We start from the raw sequence: 25,732 nt of genomic DNA, 5'->3' as shown, positions 1-25,732 counted from the left end.
ATCTATCGTCCTCCTATAGTCCCATTTTCTTTTTCAAAGCATTGACATACTGCCTTGAAACGATAACCTTTTCGCCGTTCAGCAGTGTCACTTCAAACCGTCCCGAAAGGGACGGCTTAATAAAGTCAATTTTATCCCCATTGAGTACCATGGATTTGGATGTTCTCAAAAATTTAGTTTCAGCGCTCAGCTTTTCAAACTCATAAAGCCTTAATTTACTTTCAAAGACGCAGTCTTTACAATATAGAAAGGACTTTCCGTCCACAACTTCAAAATAGTACACCTCATCAAAAGAAAGGCGATGAATTTCCCCATTGCGATAAGCTGTAAGACCGGACTGTAAATTTTCTATCTGATGCACCAGTCTCTGCAAATCATCGCTGACCTCATAACATCGGAGGATAATTTCTTCTTCCTGCCCTTTTGCTATTTGTTCTACCCTGATTCTCACATTCCACCTCCTGCACCAATCCTATCACATCCCTAAAAAGAAGTAAACAACGCAGCAATAAGCTGTAGAAAATCCGCCGTAAGTGGTAATACGCTCATAAAATCGTACAGCTTTTCGACTTCTTTGTCGAAAACTATATTTTTTGGTAAAGTTTCAGATTTGCAAGTCGTAAATTCTTGACCTTTCTGAGTTTTCAAGTATAATAAAGAAAAGAAAATTAGGAGGTATATCATGACCGAACTTATCAATCGTCCCGAGTATTTAAATCAGCTCGTTGAGCATAGAGATGTAGATTTAGTCAAAATCATTACCGGTATCCGCAGATGTGGGAAGTCATCTTTGTTAGATCTGTTCCATCAATATTTATCTGATAACGGAGTTTCGGAAAGAAACATTATTCATATGAACTTAGAGTCTCTTCGCTATCGTAATCTTACTAACTATCTGGCATTCTACGACTATGTCAGTGAGCAGCTTCCAAAAGACGGAAAAACTTATCTGATATTCGATGAACTACAAGTCGTGGAGCATTGGGAAAAGGCTATCGAATCTTTTCGTCTCGACTTTGATGTGGATATCTATATCACCGGTTCCAATGCTTACCTGCTTTCCACAGAATTTTCAACACTGCTTTCCGGTAGATATGTAGAGATCCGTATGCTGCCTCTGTCATTTAAGGAGTTTCTGAATTTTTACGAGTTTGCTCCATCGGTCACTGTAGAAGAAAAGTTTCAAAGATACCTACAGTTCGGCGGCATGCCAATTCTACGGGAATATCAATTTAACGAAGCAAGAATCAATCAGGCGCTGGAAGGCATTTATTCCACTGTAGCACTACGAGATATTCTACAGCGTAATAATCAGGCAGATCATGGCATGCTTCAAAAGATTATGCTATTCCTTTGTTCCAATATCGGCAGCATCACTTCCCCCAATAATATCGGAAATATCCTATCCAACGAGGGCGATATTCAAAACAGTAAAAAGAAAAATATTGCAGGTAAAACAGTAGATAAATATATTTCCATGCTGCGTAACGCTTTCATCTTTTACTCCGTCGGAAGATATGATGTAAAAGGCAAACAACTGCTGAAAACATTGGAAAAGAATTACATTATTGATATGGGATTCCGCAATATGCTACTCGGCTACCGAGATGTGGATCGAGGTCACATTATCGAAAATATCGTATTTTTGGAACTGATTCGCCGCGACTACCGTGTATATATCGGCAAAGTCGGAGAAACAGAGGTCGATTTTGTCGCCGAAAAGCCGAATGACAAATTATATATCCAGGTGACGGAAAGTATGCAATCGCAGGTAACGCGTGAACGGGAACTCCGGCCGCTGCGCATGATTCCCGACAACTACGAGAAAATCGTATTATCAATGGATAGAAGTTATATCAACTCTTACGACGGCATCAAGTCCTTATATTTAATCGATTGGCTGCTATCCTAATTCCGGTGACGTAAAAGCCCCTATGAGCAGCAAACACTGCCACTCATAGGGGGCTTTTGTAATTTCACTAAGATTCTTCTGCAAATCTTTTCACAAGGCGCAAAATCAATTCTACACACATCTCCATTTCCTGTACATTGGCAAACTCTGTGACTGCTCAGTATTACAGCAAATACATAAGCCAGCACGTAGTTACCCTCACCCCAGCAATTGCAAGCCATTACCCCATGATAGGGAATCAAAAACAGAATAAGGCTGCTTCTCAGGTTGTCGATATAGCGTATTCTCTCCATAAAACCTCACCGGTACGCAAAACTACATCTTAATCTTCCTGCAAATATTATCCAGCTTCTCCTCTACTTTCTGCACATCTCCCTGGGAACACAGCAAAATCAGTTTATCGCCGCCTCGCAGCACGGTGCTGCCGCTGGGCACAATTTCCTTATTCTCACGCTCCACAGAAACCACGAGACAGCCCGGCGGCAGCAGCATTTTTTCGATTTTTTCGCCGTCCATACGGCTGCCGATATAAACCTGCGCTTCCATCAGCACCTTGTGTCCGCGGGTTTCCTCTGTCGTACCATAGGATGCGCGCTTTGCCAGCATACGGGAAAGTAGCTGATCATAAATAGGTTTTCCGTGGAGCAAATCCGCAGCAATATAAGCAGCCAGCGCCACTGTCGCAACAGAAAGGAAATTTTTAAAGTCACCTGACATCTCCGTAATCAGAATGATACCGGTAACCGGCGCACGCACAATTGCAGAAAACAGTCCCGCCATGCCCAGGATTACAAAATTGGCAAGGTGAATATCCTCGAATCCGAAAATATTTCCGGCTCCCACTGCAAAGAGCCCGCCACTGATTGCGCCCAGTACCAAAAGAGGCAGAAATATACCGCCCGGCACGCCGGAGCCGAAGCTCATCATGGAAAAACAGAATTTCAGTATCAAAAGCACCGCCAGCATAGACAGTCCGAAACTGCCGTCTGCAACTTCCGTTACCAGCCCATGACCGCTGCCAAGGGCGTAAGGAAAAAATACCGCCAGTCCTATAACGCAGACGAAAGGCACTGCAATGCGCATAGAGCGCCGCGGCAATCTGTCATAAGCATCCTGCACCTTTGCAGTCACCCAGTTATAAAATACGCCGAAGACGCCCAGCGCAATCCCCAGAAGAATAATCATCCAGTACCGGGACAGCGGCAGTATTCCCTCTACAGACAAGCCGAATACCGGGCTAAGCCCAAAGATATAGGAAGAAACAAAATCGCTGGCAATGGACGCCGCCATGGTGGACAGAAGTATTTCCGTGGAAAAATTTTTATGCAGTTCTTCCAGAGAAAAGACCACGCCGGCAAGAGGTGCACCGAAAGCGCCGGCAAGACCTGCACCAGCGCCGCAGGTCATGAGCATTTTCTCCTCGGTGCGAAGTCTGCCCGACAGACGTGAAAAGCCCTTTCCAACCATAGCCCCCAGCTGAATGCTGGGGCCTTCACGACCGAGAGAAAGTCCTGCACCGATGGCACAAACACCGCCGATAAACTTGGCACAGATGACTTGCCACCAGTTTTGTTCCATCTGTCCCAGCAGCTCCCCTTTGACCTGGGGAATGCCGGAACCTGTGCACAGAGGCACCTTGCGGCTTGCGTACCAAACCACTATATAAGCGCAGATCAGCGCTGCCAATGCGCAAATAAGGCTGCTCACCCCACCAGTTTTCACTGCAAGAAGAACAGAGCCTCTGAGAGACTCTGCCTGTTCAAGACCCATGCGGAAAGAAGATACCAATAGCCCGGTCAAAAGACCGACCCCAATCCCCTCTACAATGAGCCTGTATTTTGAAGTTTCAAATCGTTCTAACGTAATTTTCGTCTTGTTCTTCATCTTAATTCGTATATAAGTTAGTGGTAACGTATTCCGGGTCGCAGGTTACATCAATGCCCAGAGCGCGCAGTGTCTGCTCGTCACGGTCACTCAAAATCGCAGTGCAGTGGGCACGGCAGCCTTTCAAAAGCGGCAGCTTGCTGACTGCAACGGATGCAAATGGATTCTGTGTGCCGGATACGGTCAATGCCATGAGAACCTCTTCGCAGTTCAGGCTTGTCCTGTCGTAATCCAGAATATCTGTCTTCAGCTTCTGGGTGGTTTCCAGCACCTGCGGTGTGATAATCAGCATGTCATCGGCAAGACCGGATAATTTCTTGATAGCGTTGAGGATTGCCGCCGCTGCTGCGACCATACGGCGGGAGCTTCTTCCTGTTACAATAGAACCGTCCGGCATCTCGATTGCCATAACGACCACATTTTCGTAGCGCTTGTCGCAGTTTCTCTTTTTCTCAGCGTAATCTCTGGCAGGCTGCACCACCTTACGGTCGGACACATCTTTGCCCACTTCTTTCATCAAAAGCTTCGCCCGTTCCAGACAGCCCTCAGAAATAATCCCTTTCTTGTAATCAACCTCTGCCAAAAGATATCTTCTGATGATCTCCTGACAAGCGGCTTCACGACAGACTTCATCATCATTGATGACAAAACCGATTCTATTTACACCCATATCGGTCGGAGATTTATACTCGGCTTCCTCGCCTGTAATCTTTTCGATGATTCGCTTTACAACCGGAAAGACCTCTAGATCGCGGTTATAGTTGACTGCCGTTTCCCCATAGGCTTCCAAATGGAAAGAGTCGATCATGTTAACGTCCTTTAAATCCACTGTTGCTGCCTCGTAAGCAATATTTAGAGGATGCTTCAGCGGCAGATTCCAAATCGGAAAGGTTTCAAACTTAGCATATCTCGCCTTAGTTCCTCTGATAAAATCGTGATAAAGCTGGGAAAGACTGGTCGCCAGCTTACCGCTGCCACCGCCAGGTCCTGTAATCACAACCAGCGGTTTAGACACCTCAATATATGGATTTGCACCGTAGCCCTCCGGACTTACGATGGTGTCCACATCGGTCGGATATCCTTTTGTGAATCTGTGTTTGTAGGTTTTGATATTGCGGCGTTCCAGTTTGTTAATGAACGTATTGACAGCCGGCGCATCTTCGTATCTGGTTACAACGACACTGTTGATGGTAAGATCGTACTTTCTGAAGGTGTCGATGAGACGCAGAACCTCCAGGTCATATGTAATACCGAAATCCTGACGAGTCTTGCTGGTCATAATATCGCCTGCATAAATGCAGATAATAATCTCCGCCTGATCTTTCATATGCTGCAGAAGCTTAATCTTCGCATTTTCATCAAATCCCGGCAGCACGCGCATCGCATGCTTATCGTGAACCAGCTTGCCGCCGAACTCCAAATAAAGCCTTTCTGCATTACCGTGATTAATTCGCTCTAAAATATACTTCGACTGCTCTTCAATGTACTTTTCTGGATCAAAACCTTTTTTTAACATGAATTCCTCCGTTCTTTATCTATTTGTGTTACTTTATGAAAATTTTATATTGACAACTGCACTGCCCAAAGCACGGTTGTAACTATCATCGCAGCGATGATGAGCACCACCAGCACCTGTGCGATTCGTCTTCTTTTCTTATCCATCTTGTAAATCCCCTTTCCTGCTGTTTCACTGAGTTACTTCGATTTTCAGTTTGTTGCGCCCTTCCGCAATACCTCCAAGATTCACCTGATAGTCAATGCAGATATCTCCGAATCCATCTTCCGACAGGTTATTTTCAACCTCATTGGTCAAAAGCTCCATCTCCAAATTTCCATAGGGCGTGTGATAGCTGCTGCTAAAACGCTTTCCTTTTTCAAATACCAGTTCCGTGCCAGCCCCTGCGCCGCTGCCAATTCTGCGCATGCGAATGCAGTCATCGGTCAGCTTCAGGGTCGTCTTGCAGCCCGGAAAGCCGGAAAATTCGCTCTCGTCATACATCAAATATCTTGCGCCGTCGCGCTCGTACAGTTTCCCCTCAGTAATGAACTCCATGCGGTCTTCGTCATTCTCAGAGAACTGTCTGCCTGTTATTTTTAGCATAATATCTCTCATAACCAAACTCCACAATCCTTTCAATCAATTCTGTAAATCCGACGCCCATTTCTTCCCACATCTTCGGAAACATGCTGTATTTGGTAAAGCCGGGTATCGTGTTAATCTCGTTTATGTAAACTTCTCCAGTTTTTTTATCTACAAAGAAATCAATTCTGGAAAATCCGCTGCAGTCACAAGCCCTATAAGCTTCCTTCGCCAGAGTACGGATTTTCTCGTAGGTCAGTTTAGGAAGCTGCGCCGGAATGGAAATCTCCGTACCCGAATCATCGGTGTACTTTGCGGTATAGTCATAAAAATCAAGCTTTGCAACGATTTCTCCCACTGCGGCAACCTGCGGCTTGTGATTTCCGATAACACCGGTTTCTACCTCTCTGCAGTCGATCCCCTCTTCAATAATAATACGCCTGTCATATTTTGCAGCAAGGAGAAGCGCCTGCCTCAGCTCATCTGCATTTCTTACCTTGGAAATGCCCACGCTGGAACCCATATTGGAAGGCTTGACAAACATGACATACGGCAATTCTGCTTCAATGTCCGCTATGATTTCCTCCATGTGTTCTGCAAGGTCTTCGCTGTACACCAGCTTGTATCCGCTGGTCGGAAGCCCTGCCTCTTCAAAAATTTTCTTAGCGGAAACCTTATCCATGCACAGCGCCGATGCCAGTACACCGCAGCCGGCATAAGGCATATCCAGCATTTCAAAGAGTCCCTGAATCGTGCCGTCCTCGCCGTAAGGTCCATGAAGCACCGGAAAGATAAAGTCTGCAAGGTCCTTTAGCTGAGATACTGTAATGTCCTCAGCTGTTTCCTCCCATGCTCCGGAAGGAATCTCCGAAAGCTCGCCCAGGTACAGCTTCCACTGACCTTCTCTCGTAATTCCAATCATGACCACCTGATACTTATTTCTGTCGATGGCTTCGATGACTGAAGCTGCGGACAGCAGTGATACCTCGTGCTCGCCTGAACGACCGCCAAAGATGACACCTATTCTTTTCATAATAATCCCCCTACCTTACATTTGCTCATAAATACGCTCAAGATGCGCTTTGTCAAAGAAATATTTCTTCTCGCAGAACTGGCACACAAGCTCAGCCTGCCCGTCTTCATCGATAATCTCCCGCAGATCCTTTCTGCCGATGGTCATAAGGATCTGTTCCAGCCTTTCTTCACTGCAGTCACACTCCCACCTGATTTCTCTGGTTTCTGTCTTGTCCGGCATAAGTTCTTCCGGCATATCTTTAAAAATCTCCTCCAGCAAGTCAAGTACAATACCTTCTTCGGTTTTTCCGGCGGAGCGAACCATGACTTTCTCAATGCTGGTTGTCATCGGCGGCATTTTACCAATCATGTCTTCCAGCGCTGTCACCGATTCCTCCAAAGCACCCGGCAGCATCTTGATAATCATACCGCCAGCGCAGAGCACCTTTCGCTCTCTGGAAATTTTAACCCCCAGCGCTACGGAAGCGTTCTGCTGTTCGGAAATATAGTGGTAGGCAGTCAGGTCATCTGCGATTTCACCGGAAACCAAAGCGATCGTTCCTACATATGGCTCCTTCATGCCCAAGTCTTTAATCACTGTCAGATCTCCAACACCAAGGCTTGCGCCTACATCCAGATGTCCGTCTGCGCGAAGAGGCAGCTCTACATCGGGATTAGAGATATACCCCTTAACTCTGCCGTCTCCATAGGCAGTTGCCAAAATCTGTCTGGCAGGTCCGTCTCCTTTAAACTGTACAGTCAGCTTATTTTCTTCGCTCTTAAGATCCAGGCTCATCAGTCCCGCACCGGTAAGAACTCTACCCAGCGCCGCTGTAGCAAGGGGCGTGGTATTATGGATTTTTCGGGCTTCTTCTACCATGTCGGTGGTGATAGTCAGGCTGACACTGTAAGAGCCGCTTTTGTCGATTGCTGTAATTACTTTGCTCATATTCTATGTTTAACCTCTCGTTTATTAATTCACACATTCAATCATATATTTTATCATACTCTTGACAATTTTAACACAAAAAAACCACATTTTTCAGCTATAATTTGGGTATATTAAGAGAAAAAGATTTTTTACATCAGAAAGGCAGGAATTCAAATGGATAACTGGGATAACAATAATGAACATAGAGAACCAAATTTCGTCATGGTAGGCGACTGTTCACCTAAGACTGAAACTGAATATTCGCCTGATCCAGAACCTGTACAGAAGCCCCTGTACGATCAGCCGCAGAGCGAGTATGCGGGACAGACGGGGTATACTTACTATCAACAAACACCGCCTGCCCCTCCGAAAAAGAAAAAAAAGGATCCAAAATACATTACCCGCAGGGCTTTTGTCATCACGCTAATCTGCTGCATGCTAGCAACCTCAGGTCTGACCATTGGCGGCTATACACTTCTGGCTGACTCCGGACTGGTAAGCGGCGGCGGAAAAACCGTATCTGCAACCAACTACACGCTGGCAAAAGCTACTGGAAGTGAGAAGTCCGTACAGGAAATCATTGCCCAGAACGAAAACGCAGTAGTTGAAATCAGAACAGAATCCGTCGCTATGGATAACTGGCTGCAAAACTACGTAACCCAAGGTGCAGGCAGTGGCGTCATCGTAGATACCAAAGGCTACATCCTAACCTGCAACCACGTTATCGACGGCGCTTCCAAAATTACGGTCACATTGAAAGACGGTACAGAACTGGATGCAAAAGTAGTCGGTAGCGATGCACAGAACGATATCGCAGTGTTGAAAGTCAATGCAAAGAATCTGACCGCTGCTTCTTACGGAGACAGTTCCCAGCTGTCGGTAGGTGATATGGTTGTGGCTATCGGAAATCCTCTGGGTCAGCTGGGAGGAAGCGCTTCCAGCGGTATCATCAGTGCACTGGACAGAACGATCACCGTAGAGGGCAGAGAAATGACCCTGCTGCAGACCGATACTTCCATCAATCCGGGCAACTCCGGCGGCGGACTCTTCGACCAGTATGGCAACTTAATCGGTATTGTCGTAGCTAAATCTTCCGGCTCCGATGTAGAAGGTCTGGGCTTTGCCATCCCAATCGCAAAAGCTGCTGAAATCGCCAAAGACCTCATCGAAAACGGTCACGTTACCAATCGTGCAGCCATCGGCATCTCCGTTCTGGATGCTTCCAGTGCAGAAGTTGCAATGCAGTATGGTCTGCGCATGACAGGTGTTTACATTCAGGAAGTCACCGGCAGCGAAGCACAGAAGGCCGGATTTAAAGCAGGCGACATGATTTACTACGTAGAGGACACCAAGATTGAAAATCAGGCAAGTTTGGTCAGCGCACTGAACAAACACAAGCCTGGCGATAAAATCAAGGTCACCGTCATTCGTGACAACCAGACCGTTGAAATCACTACTACCCTGATAGAAGCAACTGAATAAACGTTTCATCTATATTGATGCACCGCTGTCAAAATTGTCAGCGGTGCTTTTCTTGCTGCAGTCATGGTTGCGGCTGCAGCTTAACCCAAATAAGGTTTTTTTCAAAAAAATGTATAAGCAACTCTCTAAATCTTAACCGAAAATCAAAAAATCGACAAAAAATGTATACGAACATCGGACTGCGATCAGGCTGCAGCCGACTGGCAGACCAATTTAAGTATAAAACTTGCATTTTACGTATTTTTTTAGAGTTTTTGCTGACATCTTGCACAATATGCAAGCCAAAACAGATTGCTGACCAGACCTTAGGCAGACCTAGACCAAATAGGTTATACATTTTTTTGAAAAAATCCCCATTTAGGTTAAGTTCCACTCCGTTTTCAACATTCCTTTTTCGCCGCATATACGCTCGCTGTATGCCCTTGACAAACATACCGTTGGTATGTTATCTTTATATACATACCAACGGTATGTTTCATTTTCATACACGTACACCATACAAAAAGGAGGCTGCTATCATGAGCAGAAATAAACACCCTGAGGAAACAGTTCAAAAAATCCTGGACGCATCCACTCGGCTATTTATGGAAAGAGGATACGAAAACACCTCGATTCAGGATATCATCAATGAACTGAAAGGGCTCAGCAAGGGCGCTATCTATCACCACTTTGCATCAAAGGAGGATATTCTGGTTGCAGTGATCGACCGCCTAACATGTGACTCCAACAAAATGCTGGATGAAATCCGTGACCGCACAGATCTCAGCGGCAAAGATAAACTGAAAACTATTTTTAAATCGTCCATCTGCCGTCCGGTGCAAAACGATATTTTTAGAATTGCGCCGGATTTTAAGAAAAATCATAAACTCCTGTTTCTGCTAATCGATGATACGATTAACACGGTTGCACCCGATTACATTCTCCCCATTATCCAGCAGGGGATTTCTGACGGCACCATCAAGACAAGCTATCCTGCCCAGCTTGCTGAGTTGATTATTCTTGCTGCCAACGTTTGGACGAATCCAATGATATTTAACAACACCCCAGAGGAAACATGCAACAAATTTATGATTCTCAATCAAATGCTGCAGGGCTTCGGACTGGATATTCTGGACGATGACATGCTGCAGCGTCTCCATGAACTAGCTACAATTTATAGCGATAGCAAGAAAGGATAAATTCACATGAGCAATACACTATTTACCAGGGATTTCACGCTGGTTATAACTGGACAGATTATTTCACTATTCGGTAACGCTATTATTAGATTTGCGCTACCTTTATACCTTCTGAATCAGACCGGATCTTCTGCGCTGTTTGGAACAGTAACAGCTCTTGCTTTTATTCCGTCCATTCTGCTTTCTCCTGTTGGAGGTATCATTGCTGACAGAATCAATAAGCGTACCATTATGGTAGTGCTGGACTTTTTCACGGCATTGATTATCGCAGCATTTGCGCTGCTTCTTAGTTCTGTGGATTTTGTCACACTGATTACAGTCACTTTAATGCTGCTGTACGGCATTGCCAGTGCATATCAGCCATCGGTATCCGCAAGCATTCCTGCGCTGGTAAAGCCGGATTACTATGTGCAGGCTAACTCTGTCATCAACACGATCAATTCCTTTTCTTCCCTAATCGGACCGATACTTGGCGGCATTCTCTACAGCTTTTACGGACTAATGCCGCTGCTTTGGATTTCCACTGCGTGTTTCTTCCTGTCAGCAGTAATGGAAATCTTTATTCACATGCCTCATACCAAACAGTCTGCTGGCGGCAGCATATGGCATATCGTAAAATGTGACTTTGGTGAAAGCTTTCACTTCATTCGCAGGGATAAGCCGATTATTATAAAAGTTCTGCTGGTAATCTGCGGAATCAACCTATTTTTGTCCGCTATGATTGTAGTTGCCACGCCATATCTGATTACGGAGGTGCTGGACTTTGAACCGGCGCTGGGAAACAGACTCTTCGGTTTTTCAGAAGGCGCTTTTGCGCTGGGCGGACTTGCAGGAGGTATCAGCGCAGGACTTTTTGCCAAAAAGCTTACACTGTCCAAAGCAGGCAATTTCCTGATTGCTTCTTCCCTTATGATTTATCCTATGGCATTTGGACTTATGCTAATCTCCTCACCATGGATTAATTACTTCATCATCACTGGCTGCTTCTTCTGCCTCATGATTTTTTCGACCCTGTTTTCCGTGCAGATGCTCGCCTTTGTGCAAGGGGAAACTCCACAACATTTAATCGGCAAAGTGCTTTCTGTCATTATGACCCTCTGCACCTGCGCACAGCCTTTGGGCACTTCCCTTTATGGACTGTTCTTTGACTTCTGCAGCGGTCGGGAGTACATTGTCATATTCTTTGCCGCCACGGTGTCTCTGCTGATTGCAATTTCTACAAGAAAAATCTTCAAAGGGCTCAGCAAAGACGCCTGAACTGTTGCCTGCAAGCCAGTTTTGATTTACTTACCGGCAAAGGCGTGTTATAATTACTTTGGTTATACCAATACCAAATCAAATTGAAATGACACACGCAATTTCCAATCAGGAGACCTTTATGGAATTTAAAAAAATCGCATCACCTTCGTTAAAGGAACTTTTCATAGAACAGCTGGAGCACATGATTCTTTCCGGTAGTCTTTCCATTGGAGAGAAACTTCCTTCCGAGCGTCAGCTTGCAGAAACCATGCAGGTGAGCCGCGGCGTAGTCAACAGCGGTCTTGCCGAACTGGAAAAGAAGGGTTTTCTGGAAGTTCACCCTCGAAGCGGCACTTATGTCTCTGACTATCGCAACAAAGGTACGCTGGAAACTCTAATCTCCATCATGAACTATAACGGCGGAAAACTGCGTCGTGATGAAGTCCGCTCTATTCTGGAAGTCCGCATCGCGCTGGATACGTTGGCTGTTAACCTGTGCATCGACCGAATCACCGAGGAAGAAATTCTGCAGCTTCACAATCACGTAGAAAAAATTCGTACCGCCTCCTCCATAGAAGAAGCAGTGAATGGCGCTTATGCCTTTCAGAATGCCCTTGCGTTTTTCTCAGGGAACACCTTGATTCCGTTGATATTTCATTCCTTTCGGGCACCGGTTTCCACCATGTGGGAGCGTTTTTGCATGCTCTACGGTATCCATGCCCTTTATGAAAACAACTTCGGTCTTTGGGAACACATCAAGAATCGCGACAAAGAAGGCGCTGTCGCCTGGATTAATACTTCCATCGGCGAAAGCATCCACGGAAGCAGAGAAATTTACTTTGAATAACTGCAATAGAGCTGTCTCAAAATGAAATGAGACAGCTTTTTTTCGACTTTCGACCAACGCGCCCGCTTGAAACAGTTAGTCTGGCAGGTTCGTGTACGGGAGTAAGATTAACAGCAAGAGAATGAAGACATGCCGTACCCGTGATTTGCCCCGTGCCACGTTTAGGATTGATTTCTGTATACATGGCGGAGACCTGTGAAAAAGTGCCACATATAAAAGTGTTTTAAGAAAAAATGGCGGCTGCAGAAAGAAATACCGACAGAAAGTCGGAGAAACTTTAGCATCCTACAGTAAAATATCAAAAAAGTGGGTATCAGGCAGCAGGCGCGCGCCAGCTTTTTAGAAAATGAATCCAAATATGGCGTTTGGCGGATGGCGGACGCCATGTATACAAAAAAACGCTTTGAATATGGCGTTTTCCAGGAGGTGAGCGCCAGATATCCAAAAAAATCTTGAGATTATGGCGCGCCGTTTTCTCAGCAGCATAAGCTGCTGCATACCTATCATAAAATCAAATAGAATGTCAAAAAAACTGCTATGCAATCAGATGAACTTTTTGCATAGCAGTTTTCCTTATGAGCTTACGCCTGTTTCCACGTCGCTACTTCATCTCGCAGCCACTGACACCATGTTTCCACGCCTTCCCCTGTCTTTGCAGAAACCGGGAAGATTTTCAAATCAGGGTTTCTCATGTGCGCATACTCCTCCACCTTCTCCATGTCGAAGTCAAAGTACGGCAGCACATCTGTTTTATTGATGATGAGCACGTCACAGACCCGAAAAATCAGCGGATACTTCAGCGGCTTATCGTGACCCTCAGGAACAGAGAGAATCATAGCGTTCTTTACCGCTCCGGTGTCAAATTCTGCAGGGCATACCAGATTTCCTACATTTTCCAGAATCACCAGATCAAGTTCGCCCGTTTCCAGCTCACGCAGTCCCTGCCGAGTCATATCTGCGTCCAAATGGCACATGCCTCCTGTGTGCAGCTGAATAGACTTTACACCGGTCTCTGCAATGGCAGCAGCATCCACATCAGAATCAATGTCGGCTTCCATGACGCCTATCGCCATCCCACTTTGCAGTGCTTTGACAGTCTGCTTCAGCAGGGTAGTCTTTCCTGCTCCCGGCGAAGACATCAGGTTCAGCAGAAAAGTCCCCTGCGCCTTCAGTTCCTCTCGCAGCGTCTTAGCATCAGCATCATTACTGGCAAAAACACTTTCCTTTACTTCTATCACCTTATACTTATCCATATTTTCACCTATTTGATCACAGCTCTTGCAGCCGCATCCTTGTAATATTTAAAGTCAGTGAAGACTTCGCCCTTATACGGATTGGTCTTTGTCCTCATGGATTTTCTCACGATGTAAAGCAGTGCAATAATATTGGTAATCAATGCCAGCGCACTGACAACGGTCATTGCTGTCGGGTCTGCATTGACTGCATTTCCTGCCATGATACCGTTCATCGTTCCGTCAGCATACTGGGTTGAGATGGTCGCCCACGCAAATCTGCTGCTTCCGTCTGCAAAAGTCTCCTGGAACAATGGGAATACCTGTGCAAACATGCACCAAATACAGAGAGTATTTGCACGGTTCATAATCCAGCCGCCTTTGTTCCACAGAAGCGCTGCGATGGTCGGTGCCAGCAGCAGTGCCACGCCGCAGAACCAGGAATGGGTCGGCAAACAGTTGTAGGTATAAGCAAAATTCCAGATATCGTATACGATGATATACACCCAAATCATATCAGGCCAAATCATATCCTTTCCATCTTTGGAAGAATAAACTGCCCACCAGCCGGTCATACAGAAGATGTTCAGAATACCTGCAATACCGTTCATCACATTGTGCCAGCCTCCATAAAGCCATACGCCCTCAGAAGACAACCACCAAGAGCCCCATCCGTTGATAGCGGACTCAAAATCGCTGGCCACGGCGATCAGAATATTGATGGCTACGATGGCAAATGGAAAAGCCTTGAACCAGTGCTTTTTACCAATTCCCCATTCATATTTAATCATCATAAATCCGATACAGCCTGCCAAAGATGCGTATAACTTCGCGTAGTGGAACCAGCCGTTCATATACAGATAAGTCTGGTTATTCAGCGCCCACTCAGCGCCTGAACCCGCTGCTACAGCGATAACTACAAAGTATACCGTCAGCGCTGCCGGTAATACGCCGAACATCAAAAGACCTCCGGTCTTGGTTCTTCTGGCAAATTCATTGAGCAAAATCAGTCCAACAAGAACCGCAAGCATTGCAATCCATTTCGCTGCCGCGCCTGCTCCATAAACATGAAATAACATAAACAATCAACTCCTTTTCTTCTTTCTTAAATTAGCCTAACAGCCTTCTATCTCTTTAATCATGACTTGATTTCCCTGCAGCAGCCAGGTTTTCTCGCTGCTGCAATGGGGACAAATTTTCCCGTACTCCACTGTGCCATAGGTTTTCTCACAGTTTTCGCAGTAGGTCACCGCAGGAATCTCCTCAATCAAAAGCTCCGCTTCCCGAGTCAGGTCATTTTTATCTGCCGCCCATCTCCAGCAGTCGGTCAGATAGTGAGGTATCACCGAAGATACCTCCCCCAGCTCCACCGTAACAGAAGCAACCTTCGTCAGTCCGTTTTCTTCTGCTGTTTTCTCCACGCCTTTGATGATGTGAAATACAATCCCAAGCTCGTGCATTTTACTTCTTCCCCTTTTTTGAGAACTTCACTTTAATCGCCTGCTTTGCACCGTATGGCAAAATGTATTTCAACTTGTCTTCGCTTGGCACCATTTTGCTGGCCTCTGGGAAGTCACGGTACAGATGGATTGCATCAAATTCGCATTTGGTTGTACAAACGCCGCAGCCAATACACTTATTCCCATCCACGACAGATGCGCCACAGCCTAAACATCTCGCCGTCTCGACTTTCACCTGTTCTTCTGTCAGCGGCAGAGAAGGGTCGCGGAAAGACCTCTTGTGATTCACTACAGAATCTCTGCCGGGAACCTGACGACTGGAATTGTCGTAGCTTTCTATGTAAATATTTTCCTTATCCAGCTCTATGAACTGGCGGCGATTTCTGCCAATGGTCATGCTGGAATGAGGCTGTACGAAACGATGAATAGAGATAGCGCCTTCCTTTCCGGCTGCGATAGCGTCAATGGCAAATTTCGGTCCGGTATAAACGTCTCCTCCTACAAAGATATCCGGCTCTGCAGTCTGATAGGTCAGGCTGTCTGCCACAGCCGCCTGCCCTCTTCCCAGTTCCACTTTGCTGTCTTTCAGCAGGTCGCCCCACTGAATACTCTGACCGATACTCATGAAAATCCGGCTGCACGGCACTGTGATGGTTTCATTTTCATCGTAAACCGGCGCAAAACGTTTTTCCTCATCAAAGACAGACAGGCACTTTTTCAGGACAATGCCGGTGACCTTTCCATTTTCTGTGAGAATCTCCTTCGGACCCCATCCGCAGCTAATCGTTACATCTTCTTCCTCTGCTTCTGCGATTTCCTCTTCTGACGCCGGCATGATATCCCGACTTTCCAGACAGTACATGGAAACTTCTGATGCGCCGCATCTGCCGGCGGTTCTTGCTGCGTCGATGGCAACATTGCCGCCGCCGATGACTACCGCTTTGCCGTCAACGTTATAGGACGAATCCTCACTGACGATTCGCAGCAAATCTACCGCAGTCATAACGCCCTCTGCATCCTCTCCGGGCACACCTGCCAGCCTGCCGCCCTGACAGCCTATTGCAATATAGAATGCCTTATAGCCTTCTTTTCTCAAATCTTCTATGGTGATATCTCTTCCTACCTCCACACCGGTACGAATTTCAACGCCCATAGCCTCGATAATATCAATTTCCGCCTGAACCACGTCTTTCTCCAGCTTAAACGAAGGAATTCCGTATACCAGCATGCCGCCGGTCTTTGGATTCTTTTCAAAGATGGTCGGTGCATAACCTTTTTCTGCCAGATAAAACGCACAGGAAAGACCTGCCGGACCTCCGCCGATGATGGCGATTTTTTCCGGGAAAAAGCCTTTCAGGGCAGGCACTACTTTCTTCGGAATAAACCTGGTCTCTGCTCTCAGGTCTTGCTCTGCGATGAATCTCTTTACTTCATCGATAGCAATCGCCTCATCAATGCTGCCTCTGGTACAGGCATCTTCACACCGCCTGTTGCAAATACGACCGCAAATAGCTGGAAGAGGATTTTCTTTCTTAATCAGCGCTAATGCTTCGGTGTATCTGCCCTGCGCCGCCATTTTCAAATATCCCTGCACTGCGATATGTGCAGGACAAGCCGTCTTGCAAGGTGCTGTTCCCGTATCGTAGCAGTTGATTCTGTTGTTGTCCCTGTAATCTTCGTCCCACATGTGCGGTCCCCAAGGCTGCTGGCTTGGAAGCGGAATCTTTGGATATTCCACTTTGCTTCCGTCTTTCTGACAAAGCTTCTGCCCCAGCTTTACAGCACCCGCCGGGCAATACTCCACACATCTGCCACAGGCCACGCAGTTGTCTGTTTTGACACGAGCGCGGTATGCAGAAGCCGACATATTCGGTGTATTGAACAGCTGCGACGTCCTAAGGGCATAGCAAACGTTAACATTGCAGTTACAGATTGCAAAAATTTTGTCTTCACCATCAATATTAGTAATCTGATGGACAAAGCCGTTTTCTTCAGCCTGTCTGAAGATATCCAGCGCCTCTTCTTTGGTTACATATCTGCCGCCTTTGTTGGTTTCTACTACATAATCAGCCATATCTCCCATGGCCACGCACCAACCTTCCGGATCATCAGCACAGCCTTCGTCATAGGTCTGTCTGGAATATCTGCAGGAACAAGGGCTTGCCGCATATTTACCTTCATACTTATCCAGCCAATAGGAAATATGCTCTAAAGATATAGATTCATTCTCCATCTCGATGGCTTTTTCTACAGGAATGACATGCATGCCGATGCCTGCTCCTCCCGGCGGCACCATAGGTGTAATCTTCTCCAAAGGCAGCCTGCTCATTCTCTCAAAAAATCTTCCGACCTCTGGATGTGCCTGCAGCATCTGAAGGTTCATATTGCTGAACTCTGCATTGCCCGGCACGAACATCGGCAGCACATACTGCTTCACATGCTCCGGATTTTCCCAGTTATATTCCAGCACTCCGTTTACAGCCATCTGCTCCAGCAATTCTTCCAAATGGTCTCTATCCATTTTGGTAAGCTCCACCATCTGATCCAGCGTTTTCGGCTTTCGCACGCCCATTTTCAGCGCTACCTCTGCCATTTCGTCGGTGCACATCGCCGCCAGTCCCCAATATTCCGGGTCGTATTTTGTAATCTTCTTGATGCCCAATTTCTGAGGAACACGATCTGTAATCATTTTCGCCAGCTTGACAATTGGCTCCCGCTCAACTTCGTTCTCTATGTACTCCGGTACATATCCCGCCAAATGATCTGCCATAGGAAATCTCCTTTCTGTTCTTTCTCCCTGCGCAAACTTGTTTTTCGTTCAACCTCATCTGGTCATACCAGATTTCGTTATTTGTTTAACATTATAAATTTATATGTCGAATTTGTCAAGAAATTACGCTATTCTAGTCGATTTTTTCAGATTGACATCTGGTCGAACCACTACCTGCGAGCACACGACAAACCCATGAAAAGTTGCGAACATTAAAGTTTAGTACCTAATCCGTATTTTTACAAAAAAGGTATCAAAAATTAGGAGTTACTTTATACTAACTAAAAGGTTTTACGAAATAGAAATGAAATTCTTCGTTCTTTTTTGTTTTCTAAGGATCTATTTTCATACAAGTCTTCCATTATACAAAAGTTTATTCCTTGTTTTCCATATAATGGATAAAACGTTTTGGATATTTTAGTACCTTTTTTGCCAAATACTCTTAAAAGTACTAATGATGTGTTTCATGGGTTTGCCGTGCCTGCAAGCAGTCTGTGTCTTGCCAATTTTCCCCCAATATGGTAAAGTGAAAACAAGACTTACAAAATGGGAAAAGGAGAGATTGCTATGAACGAACACATTCTCGTTGTAGACGACGAAAAGGAGATTGCCGACTTAATCGAACTCTATCTGAAAAGCGACGGCTACAATGTACATAAATTTTACAATGGACAGGACGCTCTTTCCTGTATCGCCTCACAGCCCCTTGATATGGCTGTTCTGGACGTTATGCTGCCGGATATTGACGGCTTTAAAATCCTGCAGACAATTCGTGAAAACCACTTTTTTCCAGTTATCATGCTGACTGCAAAGGTAGAGGATATGGACAAAATCATGGGACTAACTCTAGGCGCTGACGATTACATTACCAAACCTTTTAATCCGCTGGAGGTGGCAGCGCGTGTTAAGACGCAGCTGCGCAGATACACAAGCTATAATCAGGCTGTCAGCCAACCTGCTGCCAACATGCACGACATTAGAGGGCTTGTCATCAGCAAAGATACTCACACCTGTACCCTTTACGGCAAGGAGGTCAGTCTGACACCGCTGGAGTTCTCCATTTTATGGTATCTCTGTGAGCAGAAAGGCAAAGTGGTCTCCTCCGAGGAACTTTTTGAAAAGGTCTGGGGAGAAAAATATCTGGACAACAGCAATAACACTGTGATGGCACACATCGGACGCTTGCGGGAAAAACTAAAGGAACCTGCAAAGCATCCGAAATTCATCAAGACAGTGTGGGGAGTGGGGTACAAAATTGAAAACTAATTCACTGAGCCGCAAACTGGCATGGACCTTGTTTGCAAAAATGATTGCTGCCGCAATCCTTCTGCTTTTCAGCGGAATCGGCATTTACATTCTGTCCACCTTTGCCTTTGCTATGTTTACATGGCAGGGAGATGAGCCTCTTTACAGACTGGCTATGAGCCTGCAGCAGCATCTGCTTCTCGTTGCGTTTGCCTACTATGGCATTGGGCTTGTCGTGATATTCTTCCACTACTGGTTTAAGCCTTTCCGATTTTTTCAGGAACTGGTCGATGCAGCTGAGACGGTCAACCGGCAGGACGATAGTCTGGTGGAGCTTTCACCCCAGCTTTCCGAACTTGAAGGTCAGCTGAACCAACTGAAACTCTCTTCCATGAACAATCAGCGAGCCGCCAGAGAGGCCGAACAGAGAAAGAACGATCTGGTCACCTATCTGGCTCACGATTTGAAGACACCCATTACATCTGTCATCGGCTACCTAACCCTGCTTCGAGATGAGCCGCAGATTTCCGAGGAAATGAGAGAGCGCTACATGGATATCGCACTGAATAAAGCGGAACGACTGGACGACTTAATTAACGAATTTTTTGATATTACCAGATTTAATCTGTCTCATATCTCTTTAGAAAAAAGACAGATTAACCTGTCCCTCATGCTGAATCAGTTGATTTATGAGTTTCAGCCTATGCTGGACGCCAAACATCTGACAACGCAGCTGCAGTCAGAAGACAGTATCATGCTTCGCTGCGACCCTGACAAGCTGCAGCGGGTTTTCGATAATCTGCTAAGAAACGCAGTCAACTACAGCTTTGAGAACAGCCCAATCCGCATTACTGCAAAGGTAGAAAAACTACCATCTCCCCATGTGCTTCTCACCTTTGAGAATTATGGCGACACGATTTCCGAAGAAAAGCTGACGCGACTTTTCGAGCAGTTCTACCGGCTGGATACCTCCCGTTCAACAAGAAGCGGCGGCGCCGGTCTGGGGCTTGCTATCGCAAAAGAAATCGTAGAGCTCCACGGCGGCACCATCACCGCATTCAGCGAAAACGATATCATTCGCTTTGAGGTAGCCCTGCCTCTGTGAGAAATTTGTAAGAAAATCGTTTAAAAATGGTTAGTCACTCATCAGAAGGTCTATAAGATTCAAAACCACAATCCTGTTATGATTGAATCGTAACAAAGGATTGTGGTTTTTTCATGAGTTTTTATGAGGAGGTTACCATGGCAAGAAAACGACTGACAGAAGCCTTTCCGTGGCTGCTGCCCTTGCGTCAGTATCAGCGAAAGCTGTTTTTTTACACGGGAATGCGTCTATCAAGAAATATCTATACAAGAACGCAGCAGAAAAAGCTGCTGCCCTATGAAATTTTCAAAAGCCGTGCAATGATGATCAACACGCACAGCGGCTACGACATTCAGTACCAATACAATAAGGTGCACAACCTGAAGTTAGCTGCAGCCAAGGTAGACGGTATTGTCATTAAGCCGGGAGAATGCTTTTCTCTCTGCTACGCTATCAAAGATGCCGACAAAGACGAGCCTTATCTGGAGGGTCTCAGCCTGTCCAACGGAAAAACCACCGGTGAGTACGGCGGCGGTCTTTGTCAGCTGAGCAACCTGCTCTATTGGGTCTTTCTTCACACGCCTCTGACCGTAACGGAGCGGCACGGCCACGGCACCGAGTCCATTCCACCGGCTGATCCAAATGAACTTGCCGGAATCGACGCTACCATCGCCGAAGGCTGGCTGGACTTAAAGGTAAAAAATGATACCTGCCATGCTTTTCAAATCTCCGTTACCTTTGAAGGTGACGACATCATAGGCGCAGTGCGAAGCGAAAGTGAAAAGTGCTACGACTACAAGGTCTACAACACTTCCTGCGACTATATCCGAAAAGGCGGTGTTCTCTATCAGGAAGCGGATGTAGCGAGAAAAAAACGCAGCTGCTTTACGGGGTGCGAGTCAGAGGAAATTCTTTACCATAATCACTGCGTCATCGGCTATCCGCTGCCGCAGCACATCGAAATCAAGGAAGGGGTTTAATATATGAAAAAGAATATTGCAGTTTTATTCGGAGGCTGTTCTCCGGAGTATCCAGTATCGCTGAAATCCGCTTATGCTGTTTTGAATCACATCAATACCAATCAGTATCAGGTCATCGCCGTGGGAATCACAAAGGACGGCAAATGGCTTCGCTATCTTGGGGAATACGAAGCCATTTTGAACGATACCTGGTATGAACACGAAAGCCAGTGCCGAAGCGCTTTTATTTCACCGGACCGGAAAGTCCACGGTCTTTGCGAAGTGGACAAAGATGGCATTTCTACGATTTATCTTGACGCAGTGTTTCCTGTACTTCATGGTCGTAACGGAGAAGACGGCAGCGTGCAGGGTCTAGCGCAGCTCGCCGGGATCCCTGTAGTTGGCTGCGATATCATGTCCTCTGCGCTCTGCATGGATAAACACCGTGCCCATCTGCTTGCTGAGGCTGCCGGCGTAAAAGTTCCAAAGGCCGCCTATTTCTACGAAAAACCATCTACAGCAGAACTTGCCGCAGCCGTTTCGACTCTAACCTATCCCCTCTTCGTAAAACCGCTGCGTGCCGGTTCTTCCTTCGGTATCACCAAGGTCGAATCGCCGTCCGCTCTGGCTGACGCTGCGGAACTGGCATTTTCCTATGACAGTGAAATCATCATCGAAGAAAATATCGATGGTTTTGAAGTAGGCTGCGCGGTGCTGGGCGATTCCCACCTGACCTTAGGGCGGGTCGATGAAATTGAACTTTCCGGCGGATTCTTTGATTACACCGAAAAATACACCCAGCAAACTTCCACTATCTATATGCCTGCTCGCATTGATTCTGCTACAGAACTGCGAATTCAGGAGGCTGCCGCTGCCGTCTACAGAGCTTTAGGCTGCAGCGGCTTTGCCAGAGTGGATATGTTCCTCACACCGGAGGGTGAAATTGTATTCAATGAAGTTAACACCATTCCCGGCTTCACCGCAATGAGTCGCTATCCAAATATGCTAAAAGGCGTGGGGCTTTCCTATACCGATATCGTGCAGCAGCTGATTTCACTGGCGCTGCAGGTGTAAAAGCAGGAGGTGTTTATTATGACAGAAAGAATGCAAGCCTTTGGCGGCAACCTGATTTTAGTCAATCACGACCACCCGCTGCAGCAAAGCGCGCAGCCCTGCTGCGTTCCAATTCTGGAAAATTATCCTGCCGTTACCATGGAGCGCCGCGCTGCTGCCTGCCTTTTACAGCTGCTTCGGGCAATCGGCGCAGGTGATGAAATCGTCCCGGTCAGCGGCTACAGACCCTATTCTGAGCAAATGCAGATTTACCAAGATTCCCTTGCAGAAAACGGCGCTGCCTTCACCGCAAAGTACGTAGCAAAGCCGGGCTGCAGTGAGCACCAGAGCGGTCTTGCCATCGACCTCGCAAAAAAAGCGCCGAAAATTGATTTTATTTGTCCGGATTTTCCTGACATCGGAATCTGCGCTGAATTCCGCAAGGCTGCCAGCCGATACGGCTTTATCCAGCGGTACACCGCCGAAAAAGAGCATATCACCGGTATTGCCTGCGAGCCTTGGCATTTCCGCTACGTGGGATATCCTCACTCAGAAATCATGGAGGAAATGAATTTCTGTCTGGAAGAATATATCGATTATCTGCACCGATTCACTTATTGTCATCCTATGCTTCTGCGACGCGGAGACAAAGAAATATCAGTTTTCTTTAGTGAGACAAACGAGGCTAGCCATGAGACCGCCGGCATCATTACCGAAATTTCTGGAAACAATGTGGATGGTTGTATCATGACTGTATGGGAGTAGGCGCCCTTTCGATTGGCGGCTTCGGTGCGATGTGCATATTTTTCATGAGAATGCCACAAATATGCACAATGTCGTGCATATTTTCCAGAAAATCTCTAATTATATGCAGAAAAGGCAGTTATAATCGACTTTTCTCTTCGATTTAGCTGCCTTTTTCAGACTAAATCTACATATTTTGCGAAAAAGCTCTAAAAATATGCACATTTTTTCAAGATGCTGTGCATATTTTCAGGGTTTTTTCTAAATTTATGCACTACACACATGAGCTTCCATTCTGCCGCAAAGCTTGTTTTTTCTCTGATTCTATGATAAAGTATTATCTAACACAAGGGAAGTATAATGATTCTGTAGCCCGTTATCCAAAGATGGTAGAGTTTATGAAAGATAATGACCTGAAATAATCGACAATACAAATAAGCAAACCCTGATTGACTGGCTCAACACTGCAGATGGTTCCTATCATGGCTTGATTTGACAAAGGAGACAATAGAGTATGCTAACACAGAACAAAATCAACTTAGGTTTTATCGGTTTTGGGAATATGGCGCAAGCCATCACCGACGGATTTTTATATAAAGGAGCGCTGCGGCCAGACCAGATTTGTGCCTGCGGCGGCAGCTACGAAAAGCTGTGCTGCAACGCTAGAAAAAGAGGCATTTCCCCTTGCCACAGTGCAGAGGAAGTAGCTGAAAAAAGTGATATCATTTTTATTGCAGTAAAGCCAAATATGGTTGAACCAGTCACTGCTCCCATTTGCAAAAAGCTGCAGGGCAAAATTCTGATTTCAGTTGCCGCAGGTATGCTCAGTGAAGATTATGAAAAATTTCTGCCGGGTACTCATCATCTGAGTACCATTCCAAATACACCGGTTTCCACCGGCGAAGGCATTTTTATCGCAGAAAATGCCCACACTTTAACCGAAGATGAATTTGCTTTTGTCAAGACACTTTTAGAAACCATCAGTCTGGTAAAATCCGTTGCGCCATCTCAGTTCAGTATTGCAGGTACCATTGCGGGCTGTGGCCCTGCGCTAACCGCCTTGTTTGTTGAGGCTCTTGGGGACGCAGGTGTGCTTCATGGACTGTCCCGCGATCTTGCTTATCAGCTGGCAAGTCAGATGATTGTCGGAACCGGAAAAATGCTGGTTTCCTCCAGCATGCACCCTGGCGTACTGAAAGACGGCGTTTGCTCTCCGGGTGGCACCACCATCGTCGGCGTTACTGCTTTGGAGCGCAGGGGACTTCGCAGCGCAGTTATTGACGCGGTAGACGCAATCGAAACTTTATAACGCTTCAAAAAAAGCAGGCGGTTTCGTTTTACTTTGAAACCGCCTTTTTCTTTGCTTTATAAATTTACAATTTCTCCTGCCTTGATTACCATTGACACTTTATCGAGGACTTCGATATCCTCATCAGGATTTCCATCGAAGACAACCAGATTTGCACGCTTTCCGCACTTAATTGTGCCGACTTTATCGTCAATCATCAAAATCTCAGCGTTATTCTTAGTCGCCTGAATCAAGGTCTCAAGCGGTGTAAAACCTGCCATATTGACTCTGACGCGGAACTCATAAAGACCATTGCCGTGGCTGCCTGTATAAACACCTGCATCAGTCGCCCAGCCAATCTTAATGTTATTCTTCTTATATGCGTTAGCGCCATGCAACAAAGTTTCGAGCAATCTTTCAGCTTTCTCGACGTAGTGCTTTGGCTTTCCTTCCGGAAACTCCAGGAAGTTTACCATCGGTGACAAGGTCGGCATCGGGAAGGAACGATTAGTATTTGCGTACATTTCGATACATTCATCGTCCATGATAGAGGAATGTTCTACAGTTCTTACGCCACAGCGAATGCACATCTTGATGGCTTCAGTTCCGTGACAGTGTACTGCAACAGGAAGACCCACATAGTCAGCTGCTCTGCAGGCTGCTGCAAGTTCTTCCTCGTAAATAATCGGCATGCCAGGTTCCCCTCCCGGATTCATTACTGCCCCGGTACCCATAATCTTAATCCAGTCAGCGCCAAGCTGATACTGGCGGCGAACTGCCTTTGTAAATTCCGCAGGAGAATCACATTCGGCATACATGGTGCCGAAAAATTCATTGCCTCTTTCTGTTGGGGAAATTATCACACCGCTGGTCAAAATATCCGGACCTACCACCATGCCTTCGTTTACAGCTCTTGCAAGACCGATTGTAATATTATTTCTATCGCCTACATCGCGCACTGTGGTGTACCCTTTTCTTAAGTTGTCCTGTGCCAGCTGCAAACAGCGCATAACGCGGTAAGAATCCGGTTCTACGTTTTCTTCAAAAGTATTCTTCCCGCAAAGGTCAAGGTGCAGATGTCCTTCAATGAGACCAGGCATCAGAGTCTTTCCTTTCAGGTCAATGACTTTGTCCTCTGCTGCACTGACGCTGCCTGCCGGCTTGATGTCTAAAATTTCAGTGCCGTCAATGACAACGTCTGCACATTTGTCGTCATACCCCTCTGTCAGTTCAGGAATCAGACGCGCATTTTTTAATACTAACATAAGTTCGTACCTCCGATATCTCCTATACTGATTTTATTTTAGCACAAAAACGGAAACAAGTCTAT

At 46.2% G+C, this 25,732-nt stretch carries 21 protein-coding genes and 1 pseudogene; 11 read left to right on the top strand and 11 right to left on the bottom strand.

Annotation, left to right across the window (positions count from 1 at the left end; all coding sequences use genetic code 11):
* Positions 1-13: 13 nt before the first annotated feature.
* On the bottom strand, positions 14-451 hold the full coding sequence (locus tag V1225_RS03255) for a LytTR family DNA-binding domain-containing protein (protein ID WP_160201662.1): 438 nt from the start codon (positions 449-451) through the stop codon (positions 14-16).
* A 231-nt stretch (positions 452-682) separates the two neighbouring features.
* Here V1225_RS03255 and V1225_RS03250 point away from each other — a divergent pair, with 231 nt between their 5' ends.
* The gene (locus tag V1225_RS03250) at positions 683-1,912 is read left to right on the top strand and encodes an ATP-binding protein (RefSeq protein WP_160201661.1); all 1,230 of its coding nucleotides are present in this window, start codon (positions 683-685) and stop codon (positions 1,910-1,912) included.
* A gap of 315 nt (positions 1,913-2,227) precedes the next feature.
* On the opposite strand, the gene V1225_RS03245 is transcribed toward V1225_RS03250, so the two are convergent.
* From V1225_RS03245 to hslO, 5 genes are all read right to left on the bottom strand, one after another.
* Entirely contained in the window at positions 2,228-3,796 is a 1,569-nt protein-coding gene (locus V1225_RS03245) for a ClC family H(+)/Cl(-) exchange transporter (RefSeq protein ID WP_251630808.1), read from the bottom strand.
* Between the two features lies 1 nt (position 3,797).
* Positions 3,798-5,312, bottom strand: a complete 1,515-nt coding sequence (locus V1225_RS03240) for a DUF1846 domain-containing protein (protein WP_338547563.1) — start codon at positions 5,310-5,312, stop codon at positions 3,798-3,800.
* Positions 5,313-5,483: 171 nt separating this feature from the next.
* Positions 5,484-5,897: a DUF1934 domain-containing protein gene (locus tag V1225_RS03235; RefSeq protein ID WP_160201658.1), complete on the bottom strand. Its 414-nt coding sequence runs from the start codon at positions 5,895-5,897 to the stop codon at positions 5,484-5,486.
* Entirely contained in the window at positions 5,866-6,909 is a 1,044-nt protein-coding gene (locus V1225_RS03230; RefSeq protein WP_338547562.1) for a D-alanine--D-alanine ligase family protein, read from the bottom strand. Before V1225_RS03230 ends, V1225_RS03235 begins: the two co-directional genes overlap by 32 nt.
* 15 nt (positions 6,910-6,924) lie before the next feature.
* Positions 6,925-7,839, bottom strand: a complete 915-nt coding sequence (gene hslO, locus V1225_RS03225; protein WP_251614955.1) for an Hsp33 family molecular chaperone HslO — start codon at positions 7,837-7,839, stop codon at positions 6,925-6,927.
* 156 nt (positions 7,840-7,995) lie between these two features.
* On the opposite strand from hslO, the gene V1225_RS03220 reads away from it, so the two are divergent.
* The 4 genes from V1225_RS03220 to V1225_RS03205 all read left to right on the top strand — a co-directional run bounded on the left by V1225_RS03220 (position 7,996) and on the right by V1225_RS03205 (position 12,567).
* Positions 7,996-9,303 carry a trypsin-like peptidase domain-containing protein gene (locus V1225_RS03220; protein WP_161908603.1) on the top strand — a complete coding sequence of 436 codons (1,308 nt, stop codon included), beginning with the start codon at positions 7,996-7,998 and terminating at the stop codon, positions 9,301-9,303.
* 518 nt (positions 9,304-9,821) lie between these two features.
* On the top strand, positions 9,822-10,481 hold the full coding sequence (locus tag V1225_RS03215) for a TetR/AcrR family transcriptional regulator (RefSeq protein ID WP_160201655.1): 660 nt from the start codon (positions 9,822-9,824) through the stop codon (positions 10,479-10,481).
* A 6-nt stretch (positions 10,482-10,487) separates the two neighbouring features.
* On the top strand, positions 10,488-11,738 hold the full coding sequence (locus V1225_RS03210; protein ID WP_160201654.1) for an MFS transporter: 1,251 nt from the start codon (positions 10,488-10,490) through the stop codon (positions 11,736-11,738).
* A gap of 121 nt (positions 11,739-11,859) precedes the next feature.
* Positions 11,860-12,567: a GntR family transcriptional regulator gene (locus V1225_RS03205; protein WP_160201653.1), complete on the top strand. Its 708-nt coding sequence runs from the start codon at positions 11,860-11,862 to the stop codon at positions 12,565-12,567.
* Positions 12,568-13,148: 581 nt separating this feature from the next.
* Here the strand turns inward: V1225_RS03205 and hypB are convergent.
* From hypB to V1225_RS03185, 4 genes are read right to left on the bottom strand one after another with little or no spacing between them, the layout of a single operon-like run.
* Positions 13,149-13,820, bottom strand: coding sequence for a hydrogenase nickel incorporation protein HypB (gene hypB, locus V1225_RS03200; protein ID WP_161908606.1), 672 nt, complete (start codon positions 13,818-13,820; stop codon positions 13,149-13,151).
* 8 nt (positions 13,821-13,828) lie between these two features.
* Positions 13,829-14,878 (bottom strand): DUF5692 family protein, encoded by a 1,050-nt coding sequence (locus V1225_RS03195; protein ID WP_160201650.1) that lies wholly within the window; start codon positions 14,876-14,878, stop codon positions 13,829-13,831.
* A 36-nt stretch (positions 14,879-14,914) separates the two neighbouring features.
* Positions 14,915-15,259 (bottom strand): hydrogenase maturation nickel metallochaperone HypA, encoded by a 345-nt coding sequence (locus V1225_RS03190; protein WP_338547561.1) that lies wholly within the window; start codon positions 15,257-15,259, stop codon positions 14,915-14,917.
* 1 nt (position 15,260) lies between these two features.
* Entirely contained in the window at positions 15,261-18,029 is a 2,769-nt protein-coding gene (locus V1225_RS03185) for an FAD-dependent oxidoreductase (RefSeq protein ID WP_338547560.1), read from the bottom strand.
* A 567-nt stretch (positions 18,030-18,596) separates the two neighbouring features.
* Between V1225_RS03185 and vanR the strand changes: the two genes are divergently transcribed.
* The 6 genes and pseudogenes from vanR to proC all read left to right on the top strand — a co-directional run bounded on the left by vanR (position 18,597) and on the right by proC (position 24,423).
* Positions 18,597-19,295: a VanR-ABDEGLN family response regulator transcription factor gene (vanR, locus tag V1225_RS03180; protein WP_161908608.1), complete on the top strand. Its 699-nt coding sequence runs from the start codon at positions 18,597-18,599 to the stop codon at positions 19,293-19,295.
* Positions 19,296-19,602: 307 nt separating this feature from the next.
* Positions 19,603-20,379 (top strand): annotated as a pseudogene (locus tag V1225_RS03175) (HAMP domain-containing sensor histidine kinase); the annotation flags it as partial.
* Between the two features lie 137 nt (positions 20,380-20,516).
* Positions 20,517-21,338 (top strand): glycopeptide resistance accessory protein VanW, encoded by an 822-nt coding sequence (vanW, locus tag V1225_RS03170; protein ID WP_251630796.1) that lies wholly within the window; start codon positions 20,517-20,519, stop codon positions 21,336-21,338.
* Positions 21,339-21,341: 3 nt separating this feature from the next.
* Positions 21,342-22,391 carry a D-alanine--D-serine ligase VanG gene (vanG, locus tag V1225_RS03165; protein WP_160201645.1) on the top strand — a complete coding sequence of 350 codons (1,050 nt, stop codon included), beginning with the start codon at positions 21,342-21,344 and terminating at the stop codon, positions 22,389-22,391.
* An 18-nt stretch (positions 22,392-22,409) separates the two neighbouring features.
* Positions 22,410-23,135 (top strand): M15 family metallopeptidase, encoded by a 726-nt coding sequence (locus tag V1225_RS03160; protein ID WP_160201644.1) that lies wholly within the window; start codon positions 22,410-22,412, stop codon positions 23,133-23,135.
* A 493-nt stretch (positions 23,136-23,628) separates the two neighbouring features.
* A complete protein-coding gene (gene proC / locus V1225_RS03155) occupies positions 23,629-24,423 on the top strand; it encodes a pyrroline-5-carboxylate reductase (protein ID WP_161908611.1) in 795 nt (264 codons plus the stop codon).
* A 56-nt stretch (positions 24,424-24,479) separates the two neighbouring features.
* On the opposite strand, the gene V1225_RS03150 is transcribed toward proC, so the two are convergent.
* On the bottom strand, positions 24,480-25,667 hold the full coding sequence (locus tag V1225_RS03150; protein ID WP_251630790.1) for an amidohydrolase family protein: 1,188 nt from the start codon (positions 25,665-25,667) through the stop codon (positions 24,480-24,482).
* Positions 25,668-25,732: the final 65 nt, after the last annotated feature.

Source organism: Emergencia sp. JLR.KK010 (assembly GCF_037018265.1).
Taxonomy (GTDB): domain Bacteria; phylum Bacillota; class Clostridia; order Peptostreptococcales; family Anaerovoracaceae; genus Senimuribacter; species Senimuribacter intestinalis.
The sequence above is the reverse complement of the archived record's forward strand: the minus strand, read 5'-3'. Positions and strand labels throughout refer to the sequence as shown.

What these genes read in the sequence shown, in the direction of transcription:
- V1225_RS03250 (WP_160201661.1), top strand. Translation starts at nt 683, where the DNA reads ATGACCGAACTTATCAATCGTCCCGAGTATTTAAATCAGCTCGTTGAG.
- V1225_RS03245 (WP_251630808.1), bottom strand. Translation starts at nt 3,796, where the DNA reads ATGAAGAACAAGACGAAAATTACGTTAGAACGATTTGAAACTTCAAAA.
- V1225_RS03240 (WP_338547563.1), bottom strand. Translation starts at nt 5,312, where the DNA reads ATGTTAAAAAAAGGTTTTGATCCAGAAAAGTACATTGAAGAGCAGTCG.
- V1225_RS03235 (WP_160201658.1), bottom strand. Translation starts at nt 5,897, where the DNA reads ATGCTAAAAATAACAGGCAGACAGTTCTCTGAGAATGACGAAGACCGC.
- V1225_RS03230 (WP_338547562.1), bottom strand. Translation starts at nt 6,909, where the DNA reads ATGAAAAGAATAGGTGTCATCTTTGGCGGTCGTTCAGGCGAGCACGAG.
- hslO (WP_251614955.1), bottom strand. Translation starts at nt 7,839, where the DNA reads ATGAGCAAAGTAATTACAGCAATCGACAAAAGCGGCTCTTACAGTGTC.
- V1225_RS03220 (WP_161908603.1), top strand. Translation starts at nt 7,996, where the DNA reads ATGGATAACTGGGATAACAATAATGAACATAGAGAACCAAATTTCGTC.
- V1225_RS03215 (WP_160201655.1), top strand. Translation starts at nt 9,822, where the DNA reads ATGAGCAGAAATAAACACCCTGAGGAAACAGTTCAAAAAATCCTGGAC.
- V1225_RS03210 (WP_160201654.1), top strand. Translation starts at nt 10,488, where the DNA reads ATGAGCAATACACTATTTACCAGGGATTTCACGCTGGTTATAACTGGA.
- V1225_RS03205 (WP_160201653.1), top strand. Translation starts at nt 11,860, where the DNA reads ATGGAATTTAAAAAAATCGCATCACCTTCGTTAAAGGAACTTTTCATA.
- hypB (WP_161908606.1), bottom strand. Translation starts at nt 13,820, where the DNA reads ATGGATAAGTATAAGGTGATAGAAGTAAAGGAAAGTGTTTTTGCCAGT.
- V1225_RS03195 (WP_160201650.1), bottom strand. Translation starts at nt 14,878, where the DNA reads ATGTTATTTCATGTTTATGGAGCAGGCGCGGCAGCGAAATGGATTGCA.
- V1225_RS03190 (WP_338547561.1), bottom strand. Translation starts at nt 15,259, where the DNA reads ATGCACGAGCTTGGGATTGTATTTCACATCATCAAAGGCGTGGAGAAA.
- V1225_RS03185 (WP_338547560.1), bottom strand. Translation starts at nt 18,029, where the DNA reads ATGGCAGATCATTTGGCGGGATATGTACCGGAGTACATAGAGAACGAA.
- vanR (WP_161908608.1), top strand. Translation starts at nt 18,597, where the DNA reads ATGAACGAACACATTCTCGTTGTAGACGACGAAAAGGAGATTGCCGAC.
- vanW (WP_251630796.1), top strand. Translation starts at nt 20,517, where the DNA reads ATGGCAAGAAAACGACTGACAGAAGCCTTTCCGTGGCTGCTGCCCTTG.
- vanG (WP_160201645.1), top strand. Translation starts at nt 21,342, where the DNA reads ATGAAAAAGAATATTGCAGTTTTATTCGGAGGCTGTTCTCCGGAGTAT.
- V1225_RS03160 (WP_160201644.1), top strand. Translation starts at nt 22,410, where the DNA reads ATGACAGAAAGAATGCAAGCCTTTGGCGGCAACCTGATTTTAGTCAAT.
- proC (WP_161908611.1), top strand. Translation starts at nt 23,629, where the DNA reads ATGCTAACACAGAACAAAATCAACTTAGGTTTTATCGGTTTTGGGAAT.
- V1225_RS03150 (WP_251630790.1), bottom strand. Translation starts at nt 25,667, where the DNA reads ATGTTAGTATTAAAAAATGCGCGTCTGATTCCTGAACTGACAGAGGGG.